Origin of the sequence: Sphingomonas sp. PL-96, from assembly GCF_020707215.1 — a bacterium.
Classification (GTDB): Bacteria; Pseudomonadota; Alphaproteobacteria; order Sphingomonadales; family Sphingomonadaceae; genus Sphingomonas.
Window position 1 is genome coordinate 99,183 of sequence record NZ_JAJFET010000002.1, and the last position, 26,459, is coordinate 125,641.

Annotated in this window: 29 protein-coding genes and 2 tRNA genes; 10 read left to right on the forward strand and 21 right to left on the reverse strand. The window is 66.9% G+C overall.

All coding sequences use genetic code 11. From position 1 onward, the window contains the following. The first annotated feature begins 29 nt into the window (after positions 1 to 29). Positions 30 to 350, forward strand: a complete 321-nt coding sequence (gene trxA / locus LK533_RS05875) for a thioredoxin TrxA (protein ID WP_229361851.1) — start codon at positions 30 to 32, stop codon at positions 348 to 350. 35 nt (positions 351 to 385) lie between these two features. Here the strand turns inward: trxA and LK533_RS05880 are convergent, their stop codons facing one another. Beyond that, a complete protein-coding gene (locus LK533_RS05880; RefSeq protein ID WP_229361852.1) occupies positions 386 to 1,183 on the reverse strand; it encodes an inositol monophosphatase family protein in 798 nt (265 codons plus the stop codon). A 5-nt stretch (positions 1,184 to 1,188) separates the two neighbouring features. Continuing rightward, positions 1,189 to 2,418, reverse strand: coding sequence for a bifunctional glutamate N-acetyltransferase/amino-acid acetyltransferase ArgJ (gene argJ, locus LK533_RS05885; protein WP_229361853.1), 1,230 nt, complete (start codon positions 2,416 to 2,418; stop codon positions 1,189 to 1,191). Between the two features lie 169 nt (positions 2,419 to 2,587). On the opposite strand from argJ, the gene LK533_RS05890 reads away from it, so the two are divergent. Together LK533_RS05890 and secA are read left to right on the forward strand one after the other, a co-directional pair. Next, complete coding sequence (locus tag LK533_RS05890; RefSeq protein WP_229361854.1) at positions 2,588 to 2,848, forward strand: hypothetical protein; 261 nt, start codon at positions 2,588 to 2,590, stop codon at positions 2,846 to 2,848. 122 nt (positions 2,849 to 2,970) lie between these two features. Further along, complete coding sequence (gene secA, locus LK533_RS05895) at positions 2,971 to 5,706, forward strand: preprotein translocase subunit SecA (protein WP_229361855.1); 2,736 nt, start codon at positions 2,971 to 2,973, stop codon at positions 5,704 to 5,706. A gap of 179 nt (positions 5,707 to 5,885) precedes the next feature. On the opposite strand, the gene LK533_RS05900 is transcribed toward secA, so the two are convergent. The 4 genes from LK533_RS05900 to moaA all read right to left on the reverse strand — a co-directional run bounded on the left by LK533_RS05900 (position 5,886) and on the right by moaA (position 8,740). Next, positions 5,886 to 6,482 carry a CC0125/CC1285 family lipoprotein gene (locus tag LK533_RS05900; RefSeq protein WP_229361856.1) on the reverse strand — a complete coding sequence of 199 codons (597 nt, stop codon included), beginning with the start codon at positions 6,480 to 6,482 and terminating at the stop codon, positions 5,886 to 5,888. Positions 6,483 to 6,771: 289 nt separating this feature from the next. After that, positions 6,772 to 6,846 (reverse strand) — tRNA-Asn (locus tag LK533_RS05905). Between the two features lie 122 nt (positions 6,847 to 6,968). After that, on the reverse strand, positions 6,969 to 7,745 hold the full coding sequence (locus LK533_RS05910; protein WP_229361857.1) for an NAD kinase: 777 nt from the start codon (positions 7,743 to 7,745) through the stop codon (positions 6,969 to 6,971). Further along, entirely contained in the window at positions 7,742 to 8,740 is a 999-nt protein-coding gene (gene moaA, locus LK533_RS05915; RefSeq protein WP_229361858.1) for a GTP 3',8-cyclase MoaA, read from the reverse strand. Before moaA ends, LK533_RS05910 begins: the two co-directional genes overlap by 4 nt. Before the next feature lie 95 nt (positions 8,741 to 8,835). Between moaA and LK533_RS05920 the strand changes: the two genes are divergently transcribed. Then, positions 8,836 to 10,848, forward strand: a complete 2,013-nt coding sequence (locus tag LK533_RS05920) for a putative bifunctional diguanylate cyclase/phosphodiesterase (RefSeq protein ID WP_229361859.1) — start codon at positions 8,836 to 8,838, stop codon at positions 10,846 to 10,848. Between the two features lie 189 nt (positions 10,849 to 11,037). After that, positions 11,038 to 11,919, forward strand: a complete 882-nt coding sequence (locus LK533_RS05925; RefSeq protein ID WP_229361860.1) for an alpha/beta fold hydrolase — start codon at positions 11,038 to 11,040, stop codon at positions 11,917 to 11,919. A gap of 18 nt (positions 11,920 to 11,937) precedes the next feature. Here LK533_RS05925 and LK533_RS05930 read toward each other — a convergent pair whose 3' ends face one another. Further along, positions 11,938 to 13,644, reverse strand: coding sequence for a M1 family metallopeptidase (locus LK533_RS05930; RefSeq protein ID WP_420705827.1), 1,707 nt, complete (start codon positions 13,642 to 13,644; stop codon positions 11,938 to 11,940). Positions 13,645 to 13,782: 138 nt separating this feature from the next. Between LK533_RS05930 and lon the strand changes: the two genes are divergently transcribed. The 3 genes from lon (at position 13,783) to LK533_RS05945 (ending at position 16,825) form a co-directional block, all read left to right on the forward strand. After that, on the forward strand, positions 13,783 to 16,179 hold the full coding sequence (lon, locus tag LK533_RS05935) for an endopeptidase La (protein WP_229361861.1): 2,397 nt from the start codon (positions 13,783 to 13,785) through the stop codon (positions 16,177 to 16,179). A gap of 208 nt (positions 16,180 to 16,387) precedes the next feature. Further along, positions 16,388 to 16,660: an HU family DNA-binding protein gene (locus tag LK533_RS05940; protein ID WP_229361862.1), complete on the forward strand. Its 273-nt coding sequence runs from the start codon at positions 16,388 to 16,390 to the stop codon at positions 16,658 to 16,660. Positions 16,661 to 16,750: 90 nt separating this feature from the next. Then, positions 16,751 to 16,825 (forward strand) — tRNA-Val (locus LK533_RS05945). Positions 16,826 to 16,838: 13 nt separating this feature from the next. Here the strand turns inward: LK533_RS05945 and LK533_RS05950 are convergent. The 11 genes from LK533_RS05950 to LK533_RS06000 form a co-directional block, all read right to left on the reverse strand. Then, on the reverse strand, positions 16,839 to 17,933 hold the full coding sequence (locus LK533_RS05950) for a tyrosine-type recombinase/integrase (protein ID WP_229361863.1): 1,095 nt from the start codon (positions 17,931 to 17,933) through the stop codon (positions 16,839 to 16,841). A 68-nt stretch (positions 17,934 to 18,001) separates the two neighbouring features. Continuing rightward, the gene (locus LK533_RS05955; protein ID WP_229361864.1) at positions 18,002 to 18,340 is read right to left on the reverse strand and encodes a hypothetical protein; all 339 of its coding nucleotides are present in this window, start codon (positions 18,338 to 18,340) and stop codon (positions 18,002 to 18,004) included. A gap of 155 nt (positions 18,341 to 18,495) precedes the next feature. Then, positions 18,496 to 18,690 carry a hypothetical protein gene (locus tag LK533_RS05960; protein WP_229361865.1) on the reverse strand — a complete coding sequence of 65 codons (195 nt, stop codon included), beginning with the start codon at positions 18,688 to 18,690 and terminating at the stop codon, positions 18,496 to 18,498. After that, entirely contained in the window at positions 18,687 to 18,923 is a 237-nt protein-coding gene (locus tag LK533_RS05965; RefSeq protein WP_229361866.1) for a DUF2312 domain-containing protein, read from the reverse strand. The genes LK533_RS05960 and LK533_RS05965 overlap by 4 nt, the downstream gene beginning before the upstream one ends. Positions 18,924 to 19,037: 114 nt before the next feature. After that, complete coding sequence (locus LK533_RS05970) at positions 19,038 to 19,496, reverse strand: hypothetical protein (RefSeq protein WP_229361867.1); 459 nt, start codon at positions 19,494 to 19,496, stop codon at positions 19,038 to 19,040. Further along, a complete protein-coding gene (locus LK533_RS05975; protein WP_229361868.1) occupies positions 19,493 to 19,729 on the reverse strand; it encodes a hypothetical protein in 237 nt (78 codons plus the stop codon). The genes LK533_RS05970 and LK533_RS05975 overlap by 4 nt, the downstream gene beginning before the upstream one ends. A gap of 234 nt (positions 19,730 to 19,963) precedes the next feature. Beyond that, positions 19,964 to 20,245: a hypothetical protein gene (locus LK533_RS05980; protein WP_229361869.1), complete on the reverse strand. Its 282-nt coding sequence runs from the start codon at positions 20,243 to 20,245 to the stop codon at positions 19,964 to 19,966. After that, positions 20,242 to 20,940: a hypothetical protein gene (locus LK533_RS05985; RefSeq protein WP_229361870.1), complete on the reverse strand. Its 699-nt coding sequence runs from the start codon at positions 20,938 to 20,940 to the stop codon at positions 20,242 to 20,244. The genes LK533_RS05980 and LK533_RS05985 overlap by 4 nt, the downstream gene beginning before the upstream one ends. A gap of 84 nt (positions 20,941 to 21,024) precedes the next feature. Then, a complete protein-coding gene (locus tag LK533_RS05990) occupies positions 21,025 to 21,387 on the reverse strand; it encodes an ogr/Delta-like zinc finger family protein (protein WP_229361871.1) in 363 nt (120 codons plus the stop codon). Further along, on the reverse strand, positions 21,384 to 21,878 hold the full coding sequence (locus LK533_RS05995; RefSeq protein ID WP_229361872.1) for a hypothetical protein: 495 nt from the start codon (positions 21,876 to 21,878) through the stop codon (positions 21,384 to 21,386). Before LK533_RS05995 ends, LK533_RS05990 begins: the two co-directional genes overlap by 4 nt. A gap of 90 nt (positions 21,879 to 21,968) precedes the next feature. Then, a complete protein-coding gene (locus tag LK533_RS06000) occupies positions 21,969 to 22,283 on the reverse strand; it encodes a DNA-binding protein (RefSeq protein WP_229361873.1) in 315 nt (104 codons plus the stop codon). A 103-nt stretch (positions 22,284 to 22,386) separates the two neighbouring features. Between LK533_RS06000 and LK533_RS06005 the strand changes: the two genes are divergently transcribed. Together LK533_RS06005 and LK533_RS06010 are read left to right on the forward strand one after the other, a co-directional pair. Further along, positions 22,387 to 22,689: a helix-turn-helix domain-containing protein gene (locus LK533_RS06005; RefSeq protein ID WP_229361874.1), complete on the forward strand. Its 303-nt coding sequence runs from the start codon at positions 22,387 to 22,389 to the stop codon at positions 22,687 to 22,689. A 49-nt stretch (positions 22,690 to 22,738) separates the two neighbouring features. Next, positions 22,739 to 23,491 carry a TM2 domain-containing protein gene (locus LK533_RS06010; protein ID WP_229361875.1) on the forward strand — a complete coding sequence of 251 codons (753 nt, stop codon included), beginning with the start codon at positions 22,739 to 22,741 and terminating at the stop codon, positions 23,489 to 23,491. Here the strand turns inward: LK533_RS06010 and LK533_RS06015 are convergent. From LK533_RS06015 to LK533_RS06025, 3 genes are all read right to left on the reverse strand, one after another. Continuing rightward, the gene (locus LK533_RS06015; RefSeq protein ID WP_229361876.1) at positions 23,478 to 24,932 is read right to left on the reverse strand and encodes a KAP family P-loop NTPase fold protein; all 1,455 of its coding nucleotides are present in this window, start codon (positions 24,930 to 24,932) and stop codon (positions 23,478 to 23,480) included. The two genes, LK533_RS06010 and LK533_RS06015, sit on opposite strands and share 14 nt — an antisense overlap. Before the next feature lie 76 nt (positions 24,933 to 25,008). Continuing rightward, on the reverse strand, positions 25,009 to 26,088 hold the full coding sequence (locus tag LK533_RS06020) for a contractile injection system protein, VgrG/Pvc8 family (RefSeq protein ID WP_229361877.1): 1,080 nt from the start codon (positions 26,086 to 26,088) through the stop codon (positions 25,009 to 25,011). Next, entirely contained in the window at positions 26,085 to 26,459 is a 375-nt protein-coding gene (locus LK533_RS06025) for a phage tail protein (RefSeq protein ID WP_229361878.1), read from the reverse strand. Before LK533_RS06025 ends, LK533_RS06020 begins: the two co-directional genes overlap by 4 nt.

The following is a 26,459-nucleotide window of genomic DNA, read 5'->3' on the forward strand; positions in this document are numbered from 1 at the left end:
GTAACGAAGCGACAAAGGAGATTACGACAATGGCGACCAAGGCGATCACCGATTCCAGCTTCCAGGCCGACGTCCTCGACGCGGGCAAGCCCGTGCTAGTGGATTTCTGGGCGGAATGGTGCGGCCCGTGCAAGATGATCGGCCCGTCGCTCGAGGAAATCTCCGAGGAGCTCGGCGAGGAAGTGACCATCGCCAAGCTCAACATCGACGAGAACCCCGACGCGCCGGGCAAGTACGGCGTGCGCGGCATCCCGACCATGATCCTGTTCAAGAACGGCGAGCCGACCGCCACCAAGGTCGGTGCGGCGCCCAAGGGACAGATCAAGGGCTGGCTTCAGGGCGAGCTGTAAGAACGAGAAGGGCCGGCCCCACGCCGGCCCTTCTTTTATCCGAATATCAGCGGCGCAGCCTGTTCCCACAGCGCCGGTGAGGAGGCGCCCAGCATGCCGCGGCGATTGTCGCCGACGCGGTAGGGTGAGCCATCGGCGCGCGCGACATGGCCGCCGGCTTCCTCAAGAAAGAGGACGCCCGCCGCATGGTCCCAGGGCAGGGTGCGCTGGAACAGGGCGAGGTCGTTCTCGCCGAGCACCAGCCGTGGATATTGTTCGGCAGCGCATCGCGGGATTTCCACCAGCGTGAGCTTGCCGGCGACGCGATCCGCCAGTGCGGCGCGATCCTCGTCCGACATGAAGTAGGTCGCGAGCGCCGCGACCGGCTCCGCCGCACCCGTTGCCCGGGCGGTCACCGGCGTTCCGTCGATAAAGGCGCCGCCGCCGCGCACTGCGTGGCACATGCGGTCCGCCACCGGATCATAGAGCCAGCCGGCCTGCGGCACGCCGTCCTCGACCAGCGCGATCATCATCCCGAACGGCGTGCGGCCGGCCGCGAAATTGTTGGTGCCGTCGACCGGGTCGATCAGCCACACGCGGCCGTCGCCCACCGTGTCGAGCAGCGTCGGATCGGCTGCACACGCTTCCTCGCCGACGATGCGCGCCCGCCCGTCGATCTCGGCCAGGCCCTTTGCCAGCGCCACCTCCGCCTCGCGGTCGGCGATCGTGACCAGATCGTCCTTGGCCTTTTCCTCGATCTCCGCGGCATCCAGATGCTGGAAGCGGGGCAGCACGACCTCTGCGGCAACCTGGCGCAGCAGGGCAGATACCGCAATGTGACGGGCGTCGGTCATGGGCTTCAGCTCCGATAGTCGGCGTTGATCGAGATATAGCCGTGGGTCAGGTCGCAGGTCCAAACCGTCGCGCGGCCTTCGCCAAGTCCCAGGTCGACGCCGATCTCGACATTCTGGCCCTTCAAATGCTCGGCGACGGGCGCCTCGTCATAGCCGGTGACGGCGAGCCCGTCGCGCGCCACCTGGGTGGTGCCGAAGCGGATCGAGAGCCGGTCCCGCTCGGCGGGCTCGCCGGCCTTGCCGACCGCCATCACCACGCGGCCCCAATTGGCGTCCTCGCCCGCGATCGCGGTCTTCACCAGCGGCGAGTTGGCGATGCTCATCGCGATGCGGTGGGCGCTGCGGTCGCTCTCCGCGCCCTCGACGTCGATCTGGATGAACTTCGACGCGCCCTCGCCATCGCGCACCACCTGCTGGGCGAGGCTCAGGCACACGTCGAACAGCGCCGCGGCAAAGGCATCGGCACCGTCGCTCTCGGCATCGACCAGCGGCGCGTTGCCTGCCTGGCCGGTGGCGAACGCCAGCACCGTGTCGCTGGTCGAGGTGTCGCCGTCGACCGTGATGCAGGAGAAACTCTTGGTGTTGGCAGCCGACAGCGCCGACTGGAGGAACCCCGGTTCCACGGCCGCGTCGGTGAAGACGAAGCCCAGCATCGTCGCCATGTCGGGCGCGATCATGCCCGAGCCCTTGACGATGCCGACCAGCGTCACGGTGCGCCCGTTGACGATCGCCGTCGCCGTCGCAGCCTTGGCGAAGGTGTCGGTGGTCATGATCGTCTCGGCAGCGGCTTCCCAGCTGCACGGCTCCGCCACGAAGGCGGCGTCGAGCCCGGCCTCGGCCTTGTCGATCGGCAGCGGCACGCCGATCACGCCGGTGGAGGCGACGAACACGTCCGAAGGCTGGCAGCCGAGATGCCCGGCCGCGCGGGCCGCCACGGCTTCCACCGCCTCTCGTCCGCGATGACCGGTGAAGGCGTTGGAGTTGCCCGCATTCACCACCAACGCCCGCGCCTGGCCCAGCACCAGCGCCTTGCGGCACCATTCGACTTCGGGCGAGGGGCATTTGCTCTGGGTCAGCACGCCGGCAACCGCGGTGCCGGGCGCCAGCGTGACAAAGGTGAGGTCAGTGCGATCCCAGGCCTTGTACCGCGCGCGGGCGACCCGCAACGTGGCCCCGGCGATCGCGGGCAGGATGGGGAAGGCAGCGGGGGCGAGCGGGGAGCGGGCAATGGACATGGCCGTTCCATGCGATCCTGCGTTCGATCCGTCGAGTGGTTTGTGCCGTACCTTTCCCCGCACGCGGTCGTACGGGCTTTCAGGTGGACGGATGGACCCGCGCCCATTATCTCCTCCGCTGCCCGGCGCCGTTGCGGCCCGGGCGATTTCTTCGCCGATGGATGGTCGCTTGCGTCTCCTGTTGTTCCTCTCTGCGCTGCTGACGGGCCTCACCGGGGCCCTGGTCGGCGCGTCTCCGGTCGAGGCGCGGCAGGTCGAGCAGGTCGCAGGCCGGTTCGCGGCAGAGGTGGCGACCGACGTCGCCGACCATGCGCCGCTCGTCCGTCGCGCCACCGGCGCGCTCGACGGTGCGCGGCTTTCGCCGGTGCCGGCCCCCTATGTCGTCCCGCCCGTCGACGTCCGCTCGCGGGTCGACAGCGCGCTCGAGTAAGCGTGCCGCCCGCCTGCCGCGCGGGCGTCCTCCACTCCAGTTTCCGCCGCGCCATCCTCGGCGCGCCCCCGGGATGCCGCGCATGCGCCGCGGCTCCGCTTCCCCATCATGAAGGAACAGCCATGTTCGGCGGCCTTGCCAAGTCCCTCTTCGGTTCTTCCAACGATCGTTACGTCAAATCGCTGGGCTCCATCGTCAGCAAGATCCACGGCTTCGAACCCAGCATTCAGGCCATGGACGACGAAACGCTGTCGCAGCAGACCGTCCGCTTCCGCGAGCGGCTGGCCAATGGCGAGAAGCTCGACGCGCTGCTGCCGGAAGCCTTTGCCACGGTGCGCGAGGCATCGAGGCGCGTACTCGGCATGCGCCACTTCGACGTGCAGATGATCGGCGGCATCGTGCTCCACCGCGGCGAAATCGCCGAGATGCGCACGGGCGAGGGCAAGACGCTGGTGGCGACGCTCGCCTGCTATCTGAACGCGCTGCCGGGCGAGGGCGTCCACGTCATCACCGTGAACGACTATCTGGCGCGCCGCGACGCCGAGCAGATGGGGCGCATCTACGGCTTCCTGGGGCTGACCACGGGCGTGATCGTCCCGAACGTCTCCGACGGCGAGCGTCGCCAGGCCTATGCCGCGGACATCACCTACGGCACGAACAACGAGTTCGGCTTCGACTATCTGCGCGACAACATGAAGTATGATCGCGAGTCGATGGTCCAGCGGCCGTTCGCCTTCGCGATCGTCGACGAGGTCGACTCAATCCTGATCGACGAGGCCCGCACGCCGCTGATCATCTCCGGCCCGACCGACGACAAGTCCGACCTGTACATGGCGGTCAATGCCATCGTGCAGCAGCTGGACGAGGCGGATTACGAGAAGGACGAGAAGCAGAAGAGCGTCACGCTGACCGAGGACGGCACCGAAAAGGCCGAGCGACTGCTCGAGGCCGCCGGGCTGCTCGAAGGCGCCAACCTCTATGACTTCGAGAACACCCAGGTCGTCCACCACCTGAACCAGGCGCTGCGCGCGAACATGATGTTCCGCCGCGACGTCGATTACCTGGTGAAGGACGGCAAGGTCGTCATCATCGACGAGTTCACCGGCCGCATGATGGACGGGCGCCGCTGGTCGGATGGCCTGCACCAGGCGACCGAGGCCAAGGAAGGCGTGACGATCGAGCCGGAGAACCAGACGCTCGCCTCCATCACCTTCCAGAATTATTTCCGCATGTATCCCAAGCTGTCGGGCATGACCGGCACCGCGGCGACCGAAGCGGCCGAATTCTTCGACATCTACAAGATGAACGTGGTCTCGATTCCGACCAACGTCGAGGTCAAGCGCATCGACGAGGAGGACGAGTTCTACAAGACCACCCAGGACAAGTTCCTGGCGATCGCGCGCAAGATCCGCGAGCATGCCGAGCGCGGCCAGCCGGTGCTGGTCGGCACCGTGTCGATCGAGAAGTCGGAGATGCTGTCCGAGTTCCTCACCCAGGAGAAGGTCGACCACAAGGTGCTGAACGCGCGCTACCACGAGATGGAAGCGCATATCGTGGCCCAGGCCGGGCGGCTGGGGGCGGTGACCATCGCCACCAACATGGCGGGCCGCGGCACCGACATTCAGCTGGGCGGCAACCTGGAGTTCCGCATGCTCGACGAGCATCCGGAGCTGGAGGAGGGCACGCCCGAGTTTGAGGCGGCTGCCGAGCGCATCCGCGGCGAGATCGTCGCCGAAAAGCAGGCGGTGCTCGCCGCCGGCGGCCTGTTCGTGCTGGGTACCGAGCGCCACGAGAGCCGGCGCATCGACAACCAGCTGCGCGGCCGTTCGGGCCGCCAGGGTGATCCGGGCCTGTCGCGCTTCTACCTGAGCCTGGACGACGATCTGCTGCGCATCTTTGGGCCCGACACGCTGTTTGCCAAGATGATGCGCTCCAACATCGGCGACGGCGAGGCGATCGGCTCCAAGTGGCTGTCCAAGGCGATCGAGACCGCGCAGAAGAAGGTCGAGGCGCGCAACTATGACGTGCGCAAGCAGGTCGTCGAATATGACGACGTGATGAACGACCAGCGCAAGGTCATCTATGAGCAGCGTGCCGACATCATGGATGCCGACACGGTCGGAGACGTGGTCGCCGACATGCGCGCCGAGACGGTGAACGCGATCGTCGGCGCTGCCGTGCCGCCGAACTCCTATCCGGAGCAGTGGGACGTCGCCGGCCTGACCGAGCGTGCGGCCGAGGTGCTGGGTGTCGACGCACCGGTTGCGCAGTGGGTCGCCCAGGAAGACGGGCTGGAAGCGGAGACGCTGGAAGAGCGCATCCGCACCATGGCCGACGAGCTGGTGAACGCGAAGGCCGCGGAGCTGGAGCCGACCGCCTGGACGCAGATCGAAAAGGGTATCCTGCTCCAGAACCTCGACCATCACTGGAAGGAGCATCTGGCGATGCTCGACGCACTTCGCGCAGTGATCCACCTGCGGGCGTACGCGCAGAAGACGCCGATCAACGAGTATAAGCAGGAGGCGTTCGCGCTGTTCGAGCGCATGCTGGGCAGCATTCGCGAGGACGTGACCCGCACGCTTGCGGTCGCGAACTTCAACTTCGCGCCGCCGGAACTGCCCGAGCTGCCGGACTTCCTGACCAGCCATTTCGACCCGCTGACCGGCGACGATGACACATGGGACCAGGATGCGGGCAGCGGCTATCTGACCACGCGCATGCCGCCGATGCAGATGCCGCAGCCGAGTGCCGAGGCACTGGGCGAGGATCCGGCCGAGTGGGTCGGCCGCGTCAGCCGCAATGCGCCGTGCCCGTGCGGCTCGGGGCTCAAGTACAAGCACTGCCACGGGCAGCTCTGACGGCAGGGTGGGGGAAGCTAGGCTGGCAGCCGGCGTCTTCCCCCACCCCGATCGTGCTGAGTAGGGGCTGAGCGACGTCGAGGTCCCGTATCAAAGCATCCCCGCCGGGGCGACGCGCAGACACGAAAAAGGGGGCGCTGCCGGCTGGCAGCGCCCCCTTTCTGTTCAAGCCGTGGCGCTTAGCGCTGCTCAGGCATCTGCACGCGCGGGCCCAGGTTCTCGATCACCGCGCGGGCATCGAATGCACGCACGTTGTTCGCGGGCTTCGGGCCACGACCGACGAGAATCTCCGCCATCGCCTCATATTTGTCGACCGTGCGGACGTCGTTGAAGCCGCCGCCGTACGGACCCCAGCCGCCCCAGCCGCCACGCCAGCCGAAGCTCGGGCCGTGGAAGCGCCAATAGGGGCTCCACGCGCCGAAGCCGCCATAGCCACCGCCCCAATAGGGGTCGGGCGTGGCATAGGTGCGCGTCCGGCGCTCGGTATCGCGGTCGACCAGGACGAAGTGGTCGAAGCCACGCTCCACCGTCAGCTGCGCCGCACGGAACAGCAGGTACCGCTCCACCGTCTCCCGCGAGGTGAGGGTGTTGCCCGCGAAGCTGACCTGGAAGCGGTTCGGCTCGATCTGCTCGTCCGAATAGCCGGTGCGGGCAAAGCCGTTGCCCGTGGCCGGGCGGTACGGGGTGGGGGTGGCGCAGGCGGCAAGCACCAGCGCACCAACGATCGCAGTGCCAAGGCTGGCGATACGCTTGCGATCAACTCTGGAAGACAGCATCGAAGGTTCTCCACTGCCGCATATATTCGCCGACGAAGGGGGTGGCGGCACAACCTAGGAACGATCGTCGGAGCGTTTGGGTTCTTGTGACCCGCTACGATGAGTTGTGCAACTTCATAGCTTAGCCGTTGCTGAACGACCGCAGGGCGGCCCGCGGAAAACCTCGCCATGCCAGCAACTTAGCGGGAGCCGAACGCCTGGGATCAAATAGCAGACGTGCATCGGACGAGCTGCTGATACAGATTGACCGGCCGCGCCGGTTGCTGGCTTCGTTTCTGCTGGAGGTCCGTGGCTCCCCGGGCCTGATTCGAACAGGCGACCGATCGATTAACAGTCGATTGCTCTACCGCTGAGCTACCGGGGAACGCTTCGGAGGCGCGCCTATAGCAGCGGGTTTTCGGATCTGGCAAGCGTCCGCTGCCGCTTTTTCCGAACTTTCTGCCAAGCCTTTGAAAACAAGGGAGAGTCCGGAGAAAATCCCACGCGTCAGGCGATGAACTGTTCCATCGTGATTCGGTCGTCAAGTGCATGTTCGGGATCGAACAACAGGGTCAGGTCGCGCATGCGATCGATCTCCACCACCACCCGCGCGACATCGCGTACCTCGCGCTGGTCAGCCACCGCACTGACGGGGCGCTTCTCCGCCTCCAGGATGCGCAGCGCGATGCGGGCGCGGTCGGGAAGGATGGCGCCCCGCCAGCGACGGGGACGGAACGGGCTGATCGGCGTCAGCGCGAGCATGGCGGAGCCGAGCGGCAGGATCGGGCCATTGGCGGAGAGGTTATAGGCGGTCGACCCGGCGGGCGTGGCCGCAAGGATGCCGTCGCACACCAGCTCCGGCATCACGACACGTTCGTTGACGCTCACTTCGATCTTTGCCGCCTGGCGCGTCTCGCGCAGCAGCGACACCTCGTTGATCGCCGGCAAACGCCGAACCTCCCCGCCGATCGTCTCTGCGGTCATCTGGAGCGGCGAGACCTTGAACGGCTTGGTCCGCGCCAGCCGCTCGTCGAGGCCGCCGAGGTGCCACTCGTTCATCAGGAAGCCGACCGTGCCCAGGTTCATCCCGAACACCGGCACGGTGGAGCGATGCTCCAGCAGCTGGTGGAGCACCTGGAGCAGGAAGCCGTCGCCGCCCAGCGCCACGACCAGCTCGGCGTCCTCGATCTCCACCCAATCATAGTGCTCGCGCAGTTCGCGTTCTGCCTCCTGAGCGGCAGGGGTCGGCGAGGCGAGCAGCGCCCGGCGCAACGTCGCCGTCATCCGCCGGTCACGCTCATGTGGCGCGCCACGGCCGGTGCTGCGCCCGGGGTGATCGAGAAATTGTGCGCGGCGGGCTTGCGGGCCATTGCCGCCTCGATCGCGGCGTCGACGGCGGCTGGCCCGCCCTCGCGTAGTGCCGCGCGGAGGTCGACATGCGCGTCCTGGCCGAGGCAAAGGTAGAGCAGCCCCTCGGTCGTGAGGCGAACGCGGTTGCAGCCGTCACAGAAATTGGCGGTCAGCGGCGAGATCAGCCCCAGTCGCGTGTCGGTGCCGGTGAGGCGCCAGTAGCGCGCCGGTCCGGAGGTACGGAACGCGTCGCGTACCAGCGGGAACTGCGCCTGCAACGCCTCGAACACCTGCGGCAGTGGCAGGAAGCGGTCCGCGCGATCCTCGTCGATCGCGCCCAGCGGCATCGTCTCGATCAGCGACAGGTCGAAGCCCTGTTCACCGCACCAGGCAAGCATCGGGGCGATCTCGTGCTCGTTGAGGCCCTTCAACGCCACCATGTTGATCTTGATCGCGATGCCGGCCGCGCGCGCCGCGGCGATCCCCTCCAGCACGCGGGCGAGGTCGCCGGTGCGGGTGATGTGGCGGAAGGTGTCAGGATCGCGACTGTCGAGGCTGACGTTGATTCGGCGGATGCCGGCCGCGGCCAGCGCGTCGGCATGGCGCGCGAGCCGGGTCGCGTTGGTCGTCATGGTGAGCTCGTCGAGGCCGTTGCCCAACCGTGCGCCCAGCCGCTCGGCCAAGGGCACCGCATCGCTGCGCATCAGCGGCTCGCCTCCGGACAGGCGGATCTTGTGGACGCCGCGCGCGATGAAGCATTCAGCAAGCGTCGCGATCTCGTCGACGCTCATCAGCCGATCGCGCGGCAGGAACTGCATCGTCTCGGACATGCAATAGCGGCAGCGCAGGTCGCAACGGTCCGTCACGGAAATACGCAGATAGCGGATGGCACGGCCATGCGCGTCGATCAGGGCGGAGGCGCTTGCCATGCCCTTGAGCTAAGCCTTCCCCCCGGGCCGCACAAGGCCACCAGACGCAGGGCAATGCGATTGGCGAACGGTCGCAGTCCCGCTAGGATCGCGCCATGGGGCAGATGAACGCAGTAGGCACAAGCCGGGACGTCGGAAATCCGCTGCTGTTCCTGCTCTCCTTTCGACAGCGTGACGAGCTCTCCAGCGTCTATGCCCAGGCCGGCTGGCAGGTGATCGCCGCACGCCGCCGCGATGCCGCGGCACAGCGGTTCCGCACCAGCGGCGCGCAGGTGGCGGTGGTCGATGCCCGCGGCGCGCTGGAGGATGGGCTCGCCGCGCTGGGCGATCTCGCGATGCCAGTGGCCGATGCTCCCGGCGCGCTGCTGGCGCTGCTGTCCAAGGGCGACGCGGATCGCCTGGACGACGTGCTTGCCGCCGGGGCCACGCATTTTCTGGTCAGCCCGGTGACCGAGACCGAACTCGCGCATGCGGCGCGGTTCGCGTTTCGCCATGTCGAGCGGCTGGGGGGCGGCTGGCGGGATGTGGAGGCGCGGAGTGGTACACTTGCCTGGTCCTATGACCCGGCAAGCGGCCAGCATCGTGTTTCGCAGGGCCTGGCAGCGATGCTCCATGTCGATGCGGCGCCGCGCACGCGGGCGCTGCTCGCAGCGCTCCCCCGAGCAGCGCGCGCCAGCCTGCGCGAGGCACGCCGCAGCCTTGCGGCAGGGCGACCGGCGGTAGCCTTTGCACACAGCGTGCCGGTGCTTGGCCGGGTCGTCGTGCATCTGCAGCGTGCCGAGCAGGGCCGCATCCACGCGTTGATCGAACCGTTGAGCGCACAGGAGAACGACAGCACGGGTGCGGCCGGGCCGCAGCTGGCGGATCTTGCCGGCGCGCACGCCTGGATGGACGGGCGGCTCGCGGCAGGGCAGCCCGTGTCGCTGTCGCTGGTGGCGCTCGGCGGGATCGAGGCGATTAACCGCGATCTCGGCCGCGAGGCCGGCGATTGGCTGTTGCGCGCGGCGCTGCGCCGGATCGAGGCGGCGGTCGCCGAACCGCTTGGCCGCCGGGCGGTGGTGGCGCGGGCGGAAGGCGCCGAGTTTCTGGTCGCGGCATCCGGCGCGGGGGACACGCGGCTGCAGCGCGCGGACGCGGCGATCCGCCAGACGCTAGGGCGGCCATTCGTCGCCGGCGAGCAGGTCGCCCGGCTCTCGGCGCGGGTGGGGCGGGTCGACGGCGCCGCCGGCGATACGGCGGCCCAGCTGCTCCAGCGGGCGCAGCTGGCGATCGACGCGGCCGAAGGCGATCGACGCCAACGGGAGGCGCTCGACGAACTGGCGCTGGAGATCCCGCAGGCGATCGAGCGCGACGAAGTCGAGATCCTGTTCCAGCCGCAGGTGGCGATCGGAGGCGGCGCCATCGTCGGGGTGGAGGCGCTGGCGCGTTGGCGGCACCCGCTCCGCGGGGAACTGGGCGCGGAGGCGTTGTTCGGTGCCGCCGAGCGAGCCGGGCTGACCGTGGCGCTGTCGGAACATGTGCAGCGATGTGCGCTGCGTCGAGCGGCGAACTGGCCGGCGACCCTTGCGGCGCTGCGTCTGTCGATCAACGTGACGGCACAGGACGTAGCCCACGGCGGCTTTGCGGACCTGCTGCTCGACCGGGTAGACGCCAGCGGCTTCCCACGCCGCCGCCTGACGGTGGAGATCACCGAGGGCGGCCTGATCGAGGACCTGGCAGATGCGGCAGGGCTGCTGGCAGAGTTGCGAACCGGGGGCTGCCGAGTGGCGATCGACGACTTCGGCACGGGCTATTCGAGCCTCGCCTATCTGAAGGCCTTGCCGCTCGACTATCTCAAGATCGACAAGCGGCTGACCCAGGACATCACCGGCTCGCCCCGCGACCGCGTCGTGGTGCGCGGCGTCATCGACATGGCCCGCTCGCTTGGCCTGGCGGTGGTGGCGGAAGGGGTGGAGACCGAAGAACAGCTCGACCTCCTGGCCAAGGAAGGATGCCAGTTCTTCCAGGGCTATCTGTGCGCCGAACCGCTCTCGATCGACGCGCTGGAGGCGCTGGTGGCAGGGCGCTCGACCGTGATCACTGGAGGTAGAACCGTTTGTGCTGAGTAGGGGCTGAGCTTGTCGAAGCGCCGTATCGAAGCATTGGTGGCGGTCCTTCGATACGCCATTTCGACTTCGCTCAATGGCTACTCAGGACAAACGGGTACACGCAACGTCGTCACACTCTGAAGTGTTCGGCCGACACCGATCGGCTCCGCGGGCGTTCTCCCACCGATTTCTGAGATAAGGGAGAGCAACATGGCCGAAACGCTGCTCCAACCCGGCTGGCGGGAGTCGACCCGCACCGTCAACGGCGTGGCCCTGCACGTGGTCGAGGCGGGCGACCCGGGCAACCCGTTGCTGGTCCTGCTGCACGGCTTTCCGGAATTCTGGTGGGCGTGGCGCCACCAGATCACGCCGTTCGCCCAGGCAGGCTATCACGTCGTCGTTCCCGATCAGCGTGGCTACAACCGCAGCGATCGGCCGCAGGAGATTGCCGCCTATCACATCGACACGCTCGCCGCGGATGTGGTGGCGCTCGCCGATGCGTTTGGCGCCGACCGCTTCGATCTGGTGGGCCACGACTGGGGCGCTGTGATCACCTGGTGGGTGGCCGCGAACTATCCCGGCCGGCTGAAGCGGGTCGTGGTGATGGACGGCCCCCATCCCGACACCTGGGGCAGGCAGATGCTCAAGCATCCGACGCAGGCACTGAGAAGCACCTACGCTGCTTTCTTCCAGCTGCCGTGGCTTCCGGAAGCGACACTCGGCGCCTTTGATTTCGCTGGCTTGAAGACGATGATGCAGGGCAGTGCGAAGCCGGGCGCGTTCGAGCCGGGTGCGCTCGACCGCTATGTCGAGGCCTGGAGCCACGACGGTTCCTTGACCGCGATGCTCAACTACTATCGCGCGCTGCGCGACCGGGCGGCGGGCAAGGAGCCGGCGCGGATCGCCCCGCCGACGCTGATCCTGTGGGCCGAGCACGACGTCGCGCTGGAAGCGCATGTTGCCGAGGCAGCGCTGGCGCTCTCAGACCAGGGAACGCTCGAGTTCGTCGCGGACGCGAGCCACTGGCTCCACCTGGAGCAGCCCGAGCGGATCAGCAGGCGCGTGATCGAATGGCTGCGGGAAGGTCGCTGAGGCCGGAGTTGCCGTAGCCTATTTCGCCGCCTGCTCCGCCTGATAGCGTTCGATCGCTTCCGAGCGGCGGAGGATGCGGGCCATCGGGTCCAGCACGATGTGCGCTCCGGCCGGGACCGCCAGGCTGCCTTGGTTGCCCGGCATCGCGACCGTCTCCACGCGGCCGTCGACCTGCACCTCCACCGGCATGGGGAAGGGCCGGTCGTTCGGCGTCTTCCAGCGCAGGTGAAGCTGGTTGCCTTCGCGGGTGTCGATCAGCTCCGGCAGTGCTGCCTCATGCAGGTAGACGCCGAAGAACCAGTCCAGGTCGCGGCCGGCGGCCTGCGCCGCCAGCTGCTCGAACTCGGGCGTGGTGGCGAAGCGTGGGGCGAAGTTGCCCGGCCGCGGATCGGGGCGGCCATAGACCAGCCGGCGGGTGGCGTCGAAGAAGGCGACGTCGCCGATCAGGTTGCGCAAGCTGTGGAGCACCCACGCGCCCTTGAAGTAGATGTCGATCCCGGGGCCGCCGTTGCCATCCTCATAAACCTCCTCGCTTGTGCGGGAGGTGCCGGACACCAGCGGCGCCTTGTTGAAGATGCGCAGGCGCTGCTGCGCCATCATCGCCGCATAGCGCGCCTCGCCCTCGCGCCAGCGGCCGTAGAGCGGTTGCATGTACTGGCCGAACCCCTCGTGCAGCCAGAAGTCGTCCCAGTCGGCCGCCGTCATCTGGTTGCCGAACCATTCGTGGCTCAGCTCGTGCTGGAACAGCCAGTCGAAGCCCTCGGGCGCCTGGGCATAGTTGTTGCCGTAGGCGTTGATGGTCTGGTGCTCCATGCCCATGTGCGGAGTCTCGACCACGCCCAGCTTCTCGGCGCCGAAGGGGAAGGGGCCGATCAGCGTTTCGAAAAAGTCGAGCGTCGGCGCGAATTCGGCGAACAGGCGCTTCGCCTGCGCCTCCTTGCCTGGCAGATACCAGTAATGGAGCGGCACGCGGTTGCCGAAGCGGCTGGCATAGCTGCCCGACAGCTCGGCATAGGGGCCGACGTTGAGCGCCACGTCATAGGGGTTGATGGTTGTTGCGCGCCAGTTCCAGGTGGTGCGCCCATCGCTGCGACGATCTACGCCCAGCAGCACGCCGTTCGACGGAGCCTTCAGCCCCTTGGGCACGGTGATGTGGAGGGTGACCACCGCCGGCTCGCCCTGTGGGAAGTCGAGGCACGGCCAGAACAGGTCGCAGCCATAGCCCTGCGCCGTGGTCGCCACCCAGGGCGCGCCGCCGGGTGCCTGCGACCAGACCAGGCCATCGTCCCAGGGCGCGCGCACCGCCACATGCGGCGTTCCGGCATAGCGGATACGCAGCGACACGCTGGCGCCGGCTGCAAGCGGCTCACCGGGGACGACCGTCAGGACGCCATCGGCGTGGTTCCACGCGCGGCGCGGCAGGGTCCTGCCGTCGAGCGCCACTTCGGAAACCGGCAGGTTGGTGTCGAGATCGAGGCGTAGCTGCTGCACTGGGGCGAGCGTTCGCAGCTCCAGCGTTGCGAGCCCCGACAACTGCTGGCGGCTGGGCAGCACTTCGATCGCAAGATCGGCCGTCTGCAGCCGCAGCGCCGCTCGCTCCGCGCTCAGCTGCCCGCCCGATCGTTTGGTCTGCGCGCTGATCGGGGGCATGCCCTTTTCGATCTGCTGGGCGTCGGCGGCGAGGGGGAGGAGCAGGGGAAGCAGCAACGCGGCGATCTTCAGCATGGTCCCCTCATGCGCGACGGGGCAGTGGCCGACAAGCGACCGCAACGGGATCCTTACGGGAGAACCGCGATTGATGCCGCCGCGCCACATCCCCATATATGCGGAAAGGCGCCGGCGTCCGGCGCTGCCGGAGTTTGCATGAACAAGTCCTATCCTGTCCTGCCGCTGCGCGACATCGTCGTCTTCCCGCACATGATCGTTCCGCTGTTCGTGGGCCGCGACAAGTCGGTCGCGGCGTTGGAAGCGGCGATGGCGGCCGACAAGGAGATCTTCCTGGTCGCCCAGCTCGATCCCGCCCAGGACGATCCCAGCCGCGACGACCTGTACGACATGGGCGTGACCGCCGAAGTGCTGCAGCTGTTGAAGCTGCCGGACGGCACCGTGCGCGTGCTGGTGTCGGGCAAGGAGCGCGCGTCCCTTGAAACGCTTGAAGAGACCGACGGCTTCCTGACCGCAAGCGTCGCCCCGGCCGAGGACGTCGCTGCCGAAGGCGCCGAGGTCCAGGCGCTGATGCGCTCGGTGGTCGACCAGTTCGAGAACTATGCCAAGCTCAACCGCAAGCTGCCGTCCGAGACGGCAGGCCAGCTCGGCGAGCTGGAGGATCCGTCGCGGCTGGCGGATGCGGTCGCGGGCAACATCGCGGTCAAGGTCGCCGACAAGCAGACGCTGCTGGTCGAGGCAGATCCGGTCAAGCGGCTGGAGATGGTGTTCGCCTTCATGGAAGGCGAGCTGGGCGTGCTCCAGGTCGAGAAGAAGATCCGCAGTCGCGTGAAGCGGCAGATGGAGAAGACGCAGCGCGAATATTACCTCAACGAGCAGTTGAAGGCGATCCAGCGCGAGCTCGGCAACGAGGGCGAGGAAGGCGAGGGCGACGAGGTCGCCGAGCTGACCCAGAAGATCGCGACCCTCAAGCTGTCGAAGGAAGCGCGTACCAAGGCGACCGCGGAGCTCAAGAAGCTCAAGACCATGGCGCCGATGTCGGCTGAGGCAACCGTCGTGCGCAACTACCTGGACGTGCTGCTGGGGCTGCCCTGGGGCAAGCGTTCCAAGCTCAAGAAGGACCTGCCGACCGCACAGGCCGTGCTCGACCAGGACCATTATGCGCTGGAGAAGGTGAAGGACCGGATCGTCGAATATCTCGCGGTCCAGGCGCGCACCAACAAGCTGAAGGGGCCGATCCTGTGCCTCGTCGGCCCGCCGGGCGTCGGCAAGACCTCGCTCGGCAAGTCGATCGCGAAGGCGACCGGCCGCGAGTTCATCCGCCAGTCGCTGGGCGGCGTGCGTGACGAGGCCGAGATTCGCGGCCATCGGCGTACGTACATCGGCTCGCTGCCGGGCAAGATCGTCACCAACCTGCGCAAGGCAGGGGCAAGCAATCCGCTGTTCCTGCTCGACGAGATCGACAAGCTCGGCCAGGATTTCCGCGGCGATCCCGCCTCGGCGCTCCTGGAAGTGCTCGATCCGGAGCAGAACGCCAAGTTCAACGACCATTATCTGGAGATCGACATCGATCTTTCGGACGTGATGTTCGTGTGCACGGCGAACTCGCTCAACCTGCCGCAGCCGCTGCTCGACCGCATGGAGATCATCCGGCTGGAGGGCTATACCGAGGACGAGAAGGTCGAGATCGCCGAGCGCCATCTGATCGCCAAGCAGATCGACGCACATGGGCTGAAGGAAGGCGAGTTCGCACTCACCAACGAAGGCCTGCGCGACCTGATCCGCTACTATACCCGCGAGGCCGGCGTCCGCACGCTGGAGCGTGAGATTGCCAAGCTCGCGCGGAAGGCGCTGCGTCGCATCCTGGAGGGCAAGGCGGAGAGCGTCACCGTGACGCCGGAGAACCTGCATGAGTTTGCAGGCGTTCAGAAGTACCGCTTCGGCGTTGGCGAGGAGGAGCACCAGATCGGTGCCGTCACCGGCCTCGCCTGGACCGAAGTGGGCGGCGAACTGCTCACGATCGAGTCCGTGACCGTGCCCGGCAAGGGTGCGATCAAGACGACCGGCAAGCTGGGCGACGTGATGAAGGAGTCGGTCGAGGCAGCGATGAGCTTCGTCAAGGCGCGGGCGCCGACCTATGGCATCAAGCCCAGCCTGTTCCATCGCAAGGACGTCCACGTCCACCTTCCCGAAGGTGCGGTGCCCAAGGATGGTCCGTCGGCAGGCATCGGCCTGGTGACCTCGATCGTTTCGACGCTGACCGGCGTGCCGGTGCGGCGTGAGGTGGCGATGACCGGCGAAGTGACGCTGCGCGGCCGCGTGCTGCCGATCGGCGGACTGAAGGAAAAGCTGCTCGCGGCCCTGCGCGGCGGCATCAAGACGGTGCTGATCCCGCAGGAGAACGAGAAGGATCTGGCGGAGATCCCGGCGAACATCCGCGAGACGCTGGAGATCGTGCCCGTCAGCCATGTCGACGAGGTGCTTCGCCTGGCGCTCACCGGCCCGCTGGAGGCGATCGACTGGACCGACGCGGACGAGCTTGCCGTGCAGCCGCCGGCCGCAGTTCCCGGCATCGGCGAGGTGCGCCACCACTGATCCGGCCTCTGCTGGGGGCGGGCGGGATGCGAGACATCGCACCCGTCCGCCCAGGCACTCCATGCGGTTGGGTGGCAGCTCCGCGGGCCAAAGCGCGGCGAATTGCTTTGACAGGGGTGGGGGGAGACGCATTAACTGACCCCGCTGCCGGGGGGGCGGTCGGCTTTGCCGTGCCCTGCTCCCCAACGACAAAAAGGGGTTTGAACGAATGAACAAGCAGGAGCTGATCGGTCAGGTCGCCGATCTGTCGGGGCTGGGCCGCGGCGATGCGATAAAGGCGGTCGAAGCGGTGTTCGAGTCCATCTCGGCCGCGCTCAAGAAGGGTGACGAAGTGCGTCTGGTCGGTTTCGGCACCTTCTCCGTCAGCAAGCGCAAGGCGTCCACCGGCCGCAACCCGCGCACCGGCGAGCCGATGACGATCAAGGCATCCTCGCAGCCCAAGTTCAAGGCGGGCAAGGGCCTGAAGGATTCGGTCAACTGATCGACCTTGCGGGTTTTTGAGGCGAAGGGGCTGGACAGCCCGGTTTCCACCGCCTAAAGGCCCGCTTCCCGGTTTCGCCGCAAGGCGCACGGGCGCGTAGCTCAGTGGTAGAGCACTGTGTTCACACCGCAGGGGTCGCTGGTTCAATCCCAGCCGCGCCCACCAGGTTAAGTCATTGCTATCCGGTCATTTTTAGGACCTCCTTCGAAGGGCCGGATAGCGAGACTTCGGCGCAGGTTCTGCGCATCGCGCCAGGCGCGGCCGCATCAATTTCGCCGATGACTTCCTCAAGCGCCGCTCGCACGGTGTCGAACCGGCCGATCGCGTAGATCTCGGTCGTGCTGCCGGCGCCGTGACCCATGAAGCCCTGCAGGTCCCACTTCGCCACGCCGCGGTTGCGCAGGATCGTCGCGAGGCTGTGCCGCAGGATGTACGGCTTCCATTCACGCCCGACGGGGAGGCGGAGCTCCTCGAGCATCGTCCGCCAGGACGTGTCGACGTCCTGCACAGGCCGGCCGAAGTAGTTGACCAGGTAGCCGGCCCCCGCGCGATCGGTGCGGTCCAGCTTCTCATAGACGGCGAGCTCTGCCGCGAGCCATTCCGCTAGCACCGGCAGGACGGGGAGGGTCGGGCGAAACTTCTTGGTTTGCGCGCGACCGAACGGGTTCAGGTCGATCGTCGGCGACTCGGGAAACCATTGTTCGCGTTCGGGCGCGACGCAGATGTCGACGACTGCGTCCGGCCGGGCGAGGGTGCAGATCGAGCCCACCAGAAAGGCGTGCAGCGATGCCCGCCTTTTACCGGGTTCGGCCGCATAGCGGACCATGCGCGCCAGAACCGGCACGTCGACGCGGTGGCGACGGGGGCGAGATACCTGCTTGCGCGGCAGTGGCTTGTACACAGGCCGGCGCTCCGATCGCGGCGGATCCGCGTCGGCCGCATGGTTGAGCACGGCCGACAGCTGCAGCACCGACTCCTCGGTGCTTGCCGCCGATCGCGGGCGCGAGGTTGTGATCTCGCCCTTCTTGTTGCGCCACACCACGGGCTGGTCCTTCGACCAGGCGCGGAAGGCGGCAATGAACGGTGTGCCGCAGGCAACTGCGCAGCTGGTCTCCAGGCCGAACATGCCGGCGCGGGCTTCCTCTGCCTGGAGGAAGTCGAGGACGTGCTTGAGGCGCGCACGAATGGTATCGGCCGACGCCTGCAGGTCGCCCCACTCGAGACGGTAGTCGGCGATCGCGTCGCTCAGCAGATAGGCGGCGGCCGATGCCAAGGGTTGGCCACAGACGTAGCAGAAGGCGGGCGCTTCATCGCGATCAGCAAGGTAACGCCGGTCGCATGCTACGATCGCTTGATCGGCGTCGTCAGTGCCCGTTGATGCGCTTGCCTCGCGTCGCGCTTCGGGGTCGTACCAGAAGACATACCAACGAGGCGAACGTTCGGAACCGTCCGCGCGGCGGAGCTTGTCGACCCAATATTTCCCGCGGCGATAGAGCGGCGGCGGGCGTCCCGGCATCGTGTCTGTTCCTCAATGTACTTGGTCTTGGCTTCGTGGGTCAGGCGAAAAAGCCCGAGGCTGGCGAGCAGGTCGAGGTCGGCCGGCTCAAGCCGGATCCCCCTGCCGGTCTCGGCGGCTCGACTGAGGCGGTGGTCGAGCCGGGTGATGGATGGGGCGTTCATCCGGTCTTTCCTTCTGCTGGGGGGCGCCGCCGGCGCTTGCGGTTCTTGGGGGGCGGGATGAGGCACAGCTGCTGTCCTTCGCCCGGATGCCGGCCGTCCAGCGACTGGCACTCTGGGCAGCGGCAGCGCTGCGGAGTGGGAGCGAACTTCACCACTCACCACATGTCCGCAGGACGGCGAGGGATCGGGTGCAGATCCTTGACGAGCGTCAGGATCGGGCGGCCGCGGTCGAACCGGACGGAGGCGAAGCCGCGCCGCATCACGGCCACGACGTCGCCGTGCCGGTTGCGCGGGCCGAGGCCGAGGAACAGCACGCGATCGCCCGCCACCAATCCGGCTCGCTCGGTCATATGCCCAGGGCTTGCTTGTAGGTCTCAAGCAGCATGTCCGCCTCGTCGCGGTGGTGTTTCTCCATGCGGCGCAGGCGGACGATGTTGCGCATGGTCTTGACGTCGAAGCCGGTGGACTTCGCCTCGGCGTAGACATCCTTGATGTCGTCGCTGATGCCCTTCTTCTCTTCCTCGAGCCGCTCGATGCGCTCGATCAGCAGGCGCAGCTGCTCGGCCGAAATGTTGTCGGACATGGATTAGCTCCAGATCAGAAGGGCGACGCCAGCGGCGACGAGAAGGCACAGAGCGACGAAGATGCGCTGGGCGATTTCGGAGGCTTCAGCCTCGCGTGGATCAGGCATGGCGCGTCACCCGCTTTCCGCATCGAAGGCGTCGCGCATGCTGAGGTACGGCTGACCCGTCAGTGGGTTGCGCTTCGTCGTCGCATCCGCGTCCGCCATGATCTGCGGAGCACCGGCCAGGGCGGCGCGATTTTCACGCACAATGTCCTCCAGGGTGAGACGCCAGACGGTTTCGCCGAGCTCGCGCCCGTCTTCGATGCGGGTCTGAACATGGATGATGTGCTCGCGTAGCCGGGTGACCTCCGCATCTTCGTGCTTTCGAGTAGGATCGGCGGAGGGAGGATAGGTCGGGTCCGCGCCATCGAGCACCAGCTGCGCGACGTGGCGGACTTGGGCCGGCGAAGCGCATGCCACCTCGGCTTCGGTCCAGCGGGCGATGCGCTCGAGCAGCTTGCGGAAGCGCGCCTCGTTGGCGTCGGCCTGCGGGATCCCTGCCGCGTCGGGGGCTTCGTGAGCCGCAGTCATAGCTGATAGCTCCGGACGCCGTCTTCCTCGACACAAACCTCTGGGTAGAGGCACCTGGGCGCGTTCCGGTCCCGTTCGGCTGCCGAGTAGGTGCGCTCGATCCACGCCTGAGCCGCCCATGCGGTGCCGAACGTGCCCACGTCGTGCTCGCCCACCATGCCGGCATTCTCGACAGCGATGTACTGGCGCTTCGCACGTCCGGCGGCCGCGACAATCAGACGTTGATCAGCCATTGGCGAGCTCCTGCTCACGCAGGCGGCGGATCCCGACGCCCATTCTACCGACACGCGCCAGCGCTTCAGGGGGAACGCGCCGCCGGGGGGGTGTCCCCTTTTCGTTCTTGCTCTGGCGCGAGTTGGTGGTAGCCTGCGCGCCTCTCCGGTCCTGTGAGGGGATTTGGACGATCCCGGCCCGCCGCCTGCCTGCGGCGGGTCGGTGATCAGCAGCGCTGCGGCGCACGCCAGCGATCATGCGGCGATCCTCCATACCATCGACACCAGCTGGGCCGCGCCGAGCGCGGCGATCGCGATCGGCACGGCGGTTTCGAGCGCCCGGCGCGTGCGCCCGGTCGGGATCAGCCATGCGCCGTGAACTGCCCCCGCATGCACCAGCTGGCGATCTGCCTTTCGCCAGTCGGGCACCCGCCGAGGACGCGGCGGCCGCGCGACAGGGCACGCGCGGGCGGGGAAGGGGGTGTCGGCGGCCGGAGCAGCGGCGGCGCGCTCCTGGACGACGGGAAGGGGGTTCACAGCGCACCGCCGAGGTCGAGCGCGGCCGCCGGCACAAAGCGCAAGGTGCGGGTGTGGGGCAAGCCAGGACGGGCGTGCTCGAGCACGGCGATAGCGAGCCCCCTCATGTCCTCGGTCTCGCCCACCTCGTCCGCGATCTGAATGGCGTGGACGCCTTGGAAGCGCCCGGTCACCTCGCGCAGCCGATCGCCAAGACGATCAATCAGAACGGGGATCGGTTCAGCCGCGTTGCCGGCCGCGAGCTCGATGAAGGCCAGCAACGTGGTGCGGGTACCGTCTTCGGCAATCTCGCCGGTGCAGCGGGTGCAGCAGTCCTCACCATCACCCCTCCGCCCAGTCCAGGAGCAGGGGATACCTCCGACGATGCAGGCGTCGTTCCAGCTGCAGCCGCAGCCGCGACAGATCCGGCCGGACGGGATGCCGTCGCGAAGGCAGCGGTACACGAAGGGGTCGAACTGGAAGATGGCGAATAGCTGCTCGAGCCCGTTATCGGTGAGCGGACGATCATTGCGCTCGGCGGCCGCGATCAGCTTCTCGGCCAGCGGGGAGGGGCCGAACGACAGCCGGCCGACGACCTGCGCGATCGTCAGACCTGCCGCCTGGCGGCGCAGGCACAGATAGTCGCCGGCCGTGAAGGGCGCGGGGCGGGCAACTTTGACGGGGACGGGAGCGGGTGAGGGAGGATCGTTCGACATGGCTTCTCTCCGGACAAAGGGGGACTGTTCCCGCCGGTGAGGGGTTCGGCGGGTCGGTCGGTTGGGAAAGGGAACGGTGAGCGGCTAGAGGATCTGCGCGTCGGCCGTGGTGTCGTCGTTGGCGGCCGGCGGCGGCACCTCCGGGCCGCCTGAAAGGATCTCGCCGGGGGCGAGCGGGTGGGTATCGTTGGCGGGTACGCGAGCACGGATCGGCGTCTGCTTCAGCCCGGTCAGAACCTTGGGGTTCGGGGTCAGCGACGGCGAAAGCTGGTGGGTGATGACGTGGTCGACGGCGAAGCTGGCGCCGCAGTTCTCGGCGTCGAGGCAGGCGATCACCGCCTGGCGGAAATACTCACTTACCGCGCGGCTCGTACGCGAGCGCGTGGGACCTTGGCAGTGCGGGCAGGCGAAACCGATCTTCTGCTGGTGTGGGACGTGGCTCTTCACTTGGATGCCCCCCCTTGGGGCTGCACCCTGGCGACCGACGCCCCCCCCGGGGCATCCAGCATCGGCAGGGTGTGGCTGAGGGCGGTCATCGCCTGCTCAGTCTCACGCTTTGCCAGCGCCAGATCGGCAGGGGAGGCGCCCGGTCGCGTTGCTGCGATGAGGTGGGCGATCGCGTCGCCGGCCTCCTTCGCTGCGATCGAGGCGAGGCGCGCGAGCGCCTCGGGGTCATGTCCGGGGGTCGCTGCCTCGACCTCCGAACGGAACATGTAGGTCTGCAGGATCGGCAAGCCTTCGCCACCTGCCGCGCGATAGGCGCAGTCCAGGGTGAAGGCGTCCGCCAGGCAGATGCCCGTCGCGACGTCGGGATCCCCGTAGTCGCGCAGGGTCTTGCCCTTCTTACCGATTAAACCGGCGGCTTCTTCCCAGCCCAGCAGACCGGCAATCCGCGCGATCGCTTGCTCGAAACTGAGCGGTGGACGCTGCTTGGTCATCGTGCCGTCACCGCAAAAGCGCGCGCCGATCGCGAAGGACGCGCCGTGGGCGCCGCGCTACCTGCATGCACCGAAATGAGGTCAGCAGGATCAAGCATCGGAGAGCGCCAGGGTGGGCTGCGGTTCGTGGGCCGGGTTGATCTCGCCATCCTTGATGTCGAGTTTTACCGCTATGTTGTGGCTGATGCCGAAGTCGCAGTTCAGCCGCCCGCCGAGCACCTTGTAGACAGTGCGGCGGTTGTAACCCTGGGCATCCGCCCAGTCTGCCACCGTTACGCCCTGTGCCTTGAAGCGCGCCTTCGCCGCGTCACGGCGCTCTGACATGGAGCGTTCCGGGCGCGCGACGATGCCGCCCGCGGGGGCGGGGCCTTGCATCGAATCTCGCGCGACCGAATCGGCCATCATGTGCAATGCACCTTCTTGGATACTGTTGGTGCAAAATGCCGAGGATTGTCGCGCTAGTCAATTACTTTGCCGAGGATGCTCTGCTGTGAGCGGAGGCGTCGGGTTGCGTCTGCGCCACGAGCGGAAGCGCTTGGGACTGAATCAGGCCGATTTCGGCCGTTTGGGCGGCGTCAGTCGCCACAGTCAGACGGAATATGAAGCCGAGCGAACGCCGTTCAATTCGGACTACATGCTGCGCCTTCAAGAGGGCGGTGTGGACGTTGCCTTCGTTCTTACAGGTGCTGCGGCAGGCGCCGCGTTGCCCGAGTCGGCACGACCTTTGATCGATCAGTTCATGCGGCTTGACGCGCGGGGACAGCAGATCGTCCTCGAGCTTGTGAACCATATGGCGAACCAACGGGCGTAGATGATTGCCGAGGATTCTCGGGAGGCGGCGGTACTTGCGGGCGAGGGGCATGACGGGAGTGTTGGAAGAGGGTTCGAGCGGCGCCTGGCGTACCGGGGCGGACGGCAGCGCAAGCAAGTCGGTGGCTATCACCTATGCGTTCTGGCTGTGCCTGGGCGCATTCGGCGCGCACCGGTTCTATGCGGAGAAGCGTAGAAGCGCTGTCGGCCAATTGCTGTTGACGATCGCCTGTATCGCCGTGCCGGACGTCAACATTGGGGCCGCGCTCCTGGCCGCGGTGATGCTATGGCTCCTGGCCGACGCCTTCCTCATCCCGAGGTGGATCCGCGGCTACAATCAAAGCGCCAAGCCGCGGGCGACGCCTGCCGGATCAGATCGTGGCGGAGGAGCCGATCGCGACAGCAGCAGGTGGAAGCGTGCTCCAAAACCCCAGGCGACGTACGTTCCGGCCTTCGGAGCATCGTCTGCTGGTGGCCCGGCGCCGAGGCCGTCGCAGACCGCATGGGCGCCGCCTTCAACGCCAGCACCGACACTAGCGGCAGCGGCAGCGGCGTCGCCGTGGGACGATGAGGACGACGAGGATCTAAACGGCGACGTCGAGCGAACCGTGCCGCTGTCGTTCGAATATGCCGACGCCGACGGTATCGTCACCGAACGCACGATCATCAACTGGATCGACACCCGCTACTACGTGAAGGGCCTCTGCCTGAACCGCCACGCGGTACGAACCTTTCGAAAGGATCGTGTTCTAATATGGACAGCGGGAGCCGAAACCCTGCGCCACCAGATCAGGCAGATTTGAAGCGAGAAACCTTGGTGATCAGGTTCTTGTACATGCTCGCGTTGCCAAGGCTTTCCGCATCGTAGTTGAAGCGGTCCTCCCCAATTTCGTTGTGAACATAGGTGTTTCCGCTCGGATTGTTCATCAACTCGATGAGCTGGTCCCGTGGCATCAACACTGCGTTCTCGTAGTCTTGAGCCAGCCCGTCGATGTCCCGGTCCACCGCGTCGCTTCCCGCCGAGTAGTGCAGGCGGAAATGCCAGTTTGGTTTGCGCGACGTTTCTAGAAGTCCGGTATGACCACGTACATGGCTGATGATGAGAGGGACCAGGTAACCAAGATAGAGCCGACGGGTCCCTGTCAACGCGAAGCAAGTTTCGAGCGTCTCCATGATGGTAAAGGTTTCCCGAGCCGTTACTTCGTACGCCTCTAGGTAGCGCGTCAGCATGTCCCGAACATCCGCGCGGCCGTAGCCGCGGGACTCTTCTGAGGTAGAAACTGGAAAGTGAAGCCGTCCGCGATGCAAGCTGAGAGCATCAAATAGATGTCTCACGAGTGCCTGGATCGGCGCCGGGTCTAAGGTGTAGCGACGATTGAGGAACCGCTGCAAATACGCCTTGGAAGCAAAGCCGGCCCCATAGGTCGCCGACACCGAGTGAGCGAGTTGGTCGCCGTTCATGCCCAGAACGAAGACGATCCCTTGAACGTCGAAGAGATGCTTAACTTCTTCAAGAAACTTGATGGCGTAGGTGGGGCGGCAGCGGTCGAGCTCGTCGACCACGATAATGATTGGGGGTGGCAGTGGGCTCTCCGCCAGTGTGTCGACGATCGCGCGGAGCCCGGCCTTCATTCCGTGGATTGCTGCCTCGCTTTCGCGGAAGTTCTGGATGCGTTGGGCCAGGGATCCTGTTGACAGGTCCGCGATACCTCTTTCTGCGTCCGCCACGATGGTGTCGCCTAAGTTCTTGGCGGACTCCATTCCAAGTTCGTGTGCAGTCTTGGATGTTTCACCAACTGCCTCTTCTATGGCATCGACGGCGATCGCGCCCAATAACAAGCCGGCGCCTTTCCGCAGTAGTCCGATGCTGCTCAGCCTGACGACGGCGCCAGCTTTTCGACGGAATTCGGCAAGGCGGTCCTTAAGCTGCGGCGTCTGGTCGAGGTAAGGCTCAAGCGCCCGTTCAAGGGTAGAAATCAGCGCGATTAGCGGATCGTCGCTTAGGTCGTCATGCCATGCATCGATATAGGCGACAGGGTGTGACCTGTGCGCGTTTTCCGCGAACCTCTTGAGGAAGTATGTTTTCCCCTCCCCGTAATTACCATCAACGGCTATCACGAAGCCTTCGTTGTCTTCGCGCAGGGAAGGGCGCTTGGTCACTACCTCCAAATAACTGAGAAGGTCTTCGGCTTCTTGGCGTCGGCCGAAAAGGTCTCCAGCCCAGATTTCTTCAGGTGTTCGCACTGCATGCCCCTTGCTGAGCGTGCGAGAATGGAAGCAATCGGGTGATGGAGCAAGCTGGTCACGATGTTCGACCTCGTCAGGCAGTCTCTAGCCCTAGCGACGTCGTGAGCCCGCCGCGGCCGTCCAGCGCGTGATCTGCCTTGGCGATGATCCACGCCGCCGCGTCGATTGCGGCTTTGAAGCCGGCGACCTTCACGCGCTGCTCGGGGTACAGATCGGGTCGGCCAAAGCCGAGGTCCAGTGTGAGCTCGGCGCCGCGGCGGGCGACGCGGCCGGCCTCGGCCTGGGCGGCGGCGCGGGCATCGGCCTCGGTGTGATAGGTCTTCTTCAGCCGGCGCACCTTCTTGTCGTCGCTGCCGCCGGTCCGGCCGGCGACGTCGGCCGCGACCGTCTTGCGGGTTGCGCCGTCCTGATCGTGCCAGCGCGCCTCCACCTTGGTGTAGGCGTCGCGATCGACGGTGCGCCAGGTCGCGCGATCGACGTCGCTGCGCAGGATGGTGGCCGTAGGCAGCTCGCGGCCCGAGCTCGTGCTGCCGGCGCCGATACGCTGCAGGATGAGCCGGCCGTTCTTCACCGTGGCGACAGCATCGTGCTGGCGGCCGAGCGTCCGGATCATCGCCATGTCGGAACGCTGGTCCTGCACCAGGACGTCGACCGGCACCGACGCGAGGGCCGCGTCGACGTGGGGCGTGTAGCCGTGCGCCGCCGCGACCTGGGCGACGATCGCGCCCAAGGTGGTAGCGCGGTGGCTGCGCTCCCGCCGTACGCGATAGCCGCCGGTCAGGTCAGCCGAGCGCGCGCGGATGGTGATGGTGTCCGGCGCGCTGTCCCAGCTGGCCTCGTCGACGGTGAAGCTGCCCTTGTCGACCATGCCGATGTTGACGTCCGCGCCGCACCGCCACCCGAGCACCAGGTGGATCCGCACGCCCTTGCGCGGGATCACCAGCTTGCCGTCGCTGTCGTCCAGCACCAGGTCGAGATCATCCGCCTCGCCGCCACGCTTTTCGCTCAGGCGCAGCGAGACCAGGCGCGGGCGCACGCGATCGGTGAAATCCTGGCCGTCCATCGTCAGGCGAAAATCCGCGACGTTCTGGCGGCGCTCGCTCGACATCGATCGCGCCAGCGGGCCAGAGGCGGTGAGCAGGGCGGGACTCACGACACGCGCTCGAGCTCGATCACGAAGTCGGTGCGCCGCGGGACGCCGTCGAGCGTGAAGAATTTCTGCCGTTCATCCAGGGCGACCAGGACGAAGTTGCCGAGAACCTGGCCGGTGCCGGCGGTGAGCGGCCATGCCTCGCCCTCGTCAGCCATGGTGCGCAGGGTGCGGATCGAGGCGAAGCTGCCGGCGACCTCGGGCAGCAAGGTGCCCGAGATCGAGACGTGGTCCTTGCCTGGGCCTAGGAACTGGCTGGCAGCACGCGCGCCCACGCGCTCGTTGCTGGCGTGGCGCCAGTCGGTGCGACGCTGCAGTTCGTCGAAAAGCAGGGAGGGGAGTTCGAACACGAACAGGCCGTAGGCGAGCAACAT

What these genes read in the sequence shown, in the direction of transcription:
- trxA (WP_229361851.1), top strand. Translation starts at nt 30, where the DNA reads ATGGCGACCAAGGCGATCACCGATTCCAGCTTCCAGGCCGACGTCCTC.
- LK533_RS05880 (WP_229361852.1), bottom strand. Translation starts at nt 1,183, where the DNA reads ATGACCGACGCCCGTCACATTGCGGTATCTGCCCTGCTGCGCCAGGTT.
- argJ (WP_229361853.1), bottom strand. Translation starts at nt 2,418, where the DNA reads ATGTCCATTGCCCGCTCCCCGCTCGCCCCCGCTGCCTTCCCCATCCTG.
- secA (WP_229361855.1), top strand. Translation starts at nt 2,971, where the DNA reads ATGTTCGGCGGCCTTGCCAAGTCCCTCTTCGGTTCTTCCAACGATCGT.
- LK533_RS05900 (WP_229361856.1), bottom strand. Translation starts at nt 6,482, where the DNA reads ATGCTGTCTTCCAGAGTTGATCGCAAGCGTATCGCCAGCCTTGGCACT.
- LK533_RS05910 (WP_229361857.1), bottom strand. Translation starts at nt 7,745, where the DNA reads ATGACGGCGACGTTGCGCCGGGCGCTGCTCGCCTCGCCGACCCCTGCC.
- moaA (WP_229361858.1), bottom strand. Translation starts at nt 8,740, where the DNA reads ATGGCAAGCGCCTCCGCCCTGATCGACGCGCATGGCCGTGCCATCCGC.
- LK533_RS05920 (WP_229361859.1), top strand. Translation starts at nt 8,836, where the DNA reads ATGGGGCAGATGAACGCAGTAGGCACAAGCCGGGACGTCGGAAATCCG.
- LK533_RS05925 (WP_229361860.1), top strand. Translation starts at nt 11,038, where the DNA reads ATGGCCGAAACGCTGCTCCAACCCGGCTGGCGGGAGTCGACCCGCACC.
- LK533_RS05930 (WP_420705827.1), bottom strand. Translation starts at nt 13,644, where the DNA reads ATGCTGAAGATCGCCGCGTTGCTGCTTCCCCTGCTCCTCCCCCTCGCC.
- lon (WP_229361861.1), top strand. Translation starts at nt 13,783, where the DNA reads ATGAACAAGTCCTATCCTGTCCTGCCGCTGCGCGACATCGTCGTCTTC.
- LK533_RS05940 (WP_229361862.1), top strand. Translation starts at nt 16,388, where the DNA reads ATGAACAAGCAGGAGCTGATCGGTCAGGTCGCCGATCTGTCGGGGCTG.
- LK533_RS05955 (WP_229361864.1), bottom strand. Translation starts at nt 18,340, where the DNA reads ATGAACGCCCCATCCATCACCCGGCTCGACCACCGCCTCAGTCGAGCC.
- LK533_RS05960 (WP_229361865.1), bottom strand. Translation starts at nt 18,690, where the DNA reads ATGACCGAGCGAGCCGGATTGGTGGCGGGCGATCGCGTGCTGTTCCTC.
- LK533_RS05965 (WP_229361866.1), bottom strand. Translation starts at nt 18,923, where the DNA reads ATGTCCGACAACATTTCGGCCGAGCAGCTGCGCCTGCTGATCGAGCGC.
- LK533_RS05970 (WP_229361867.1), bottom strand. Translation starts at nt 19,496, where the DNA reads ATGACTGCGGCTCACGAAGCCCCCGACGCGGCAGGGATCCCGCAGGCC.
- LK533_RS05975 (WP_229361868.1), bottom strand. Translation starts at nt 19,729, where the DNA reads ATGGCTGATCAACGTCTGATTGTCGCGGCCGCCGGACGTGCGAAGCGC.
- LK533_RS05985 (WP_229361870.1), bottom strand. Translation starts at nt 20,940, where the DNA reads ATGTCGAACGATCCTCCCTCACCCGCTCCCGTCCCCGTCAAAGTTGCC.
- LK533_RS05995 (WP_229361872.1), bottom strand. Translation starts at nt 21,878, where the DNA reads ATGACCAAGCAGCGTCCACCGCTCAGTTTCGAGCAAGCGATCGCGCGG.
- LK533_RS06000 (WP_229361873.1), bottom strand. Translation starts at nt 22,283, where the DNA reads ATGATGGCCGATTCGGTCGCGCGAGATTCGATGCAAGGCCCCGCCCCC.
- LK533_RS06010 (WP_229361875.1), top strand. Translation starts at nt 22,739, where the DNA reads ATGACGGGAGTGTTGGAAGAGGGTTCGAGCGGCGCCTGGCGTACCGGG.
- LK533_RS06025 (WP_229361878.1), bottom strand. Translation starts at nt 26,459, where the DNA reads ATGTTGCTCGCCTACGGCCTGTTCGTGTTCGAACTCCCCTCCCTGCTT.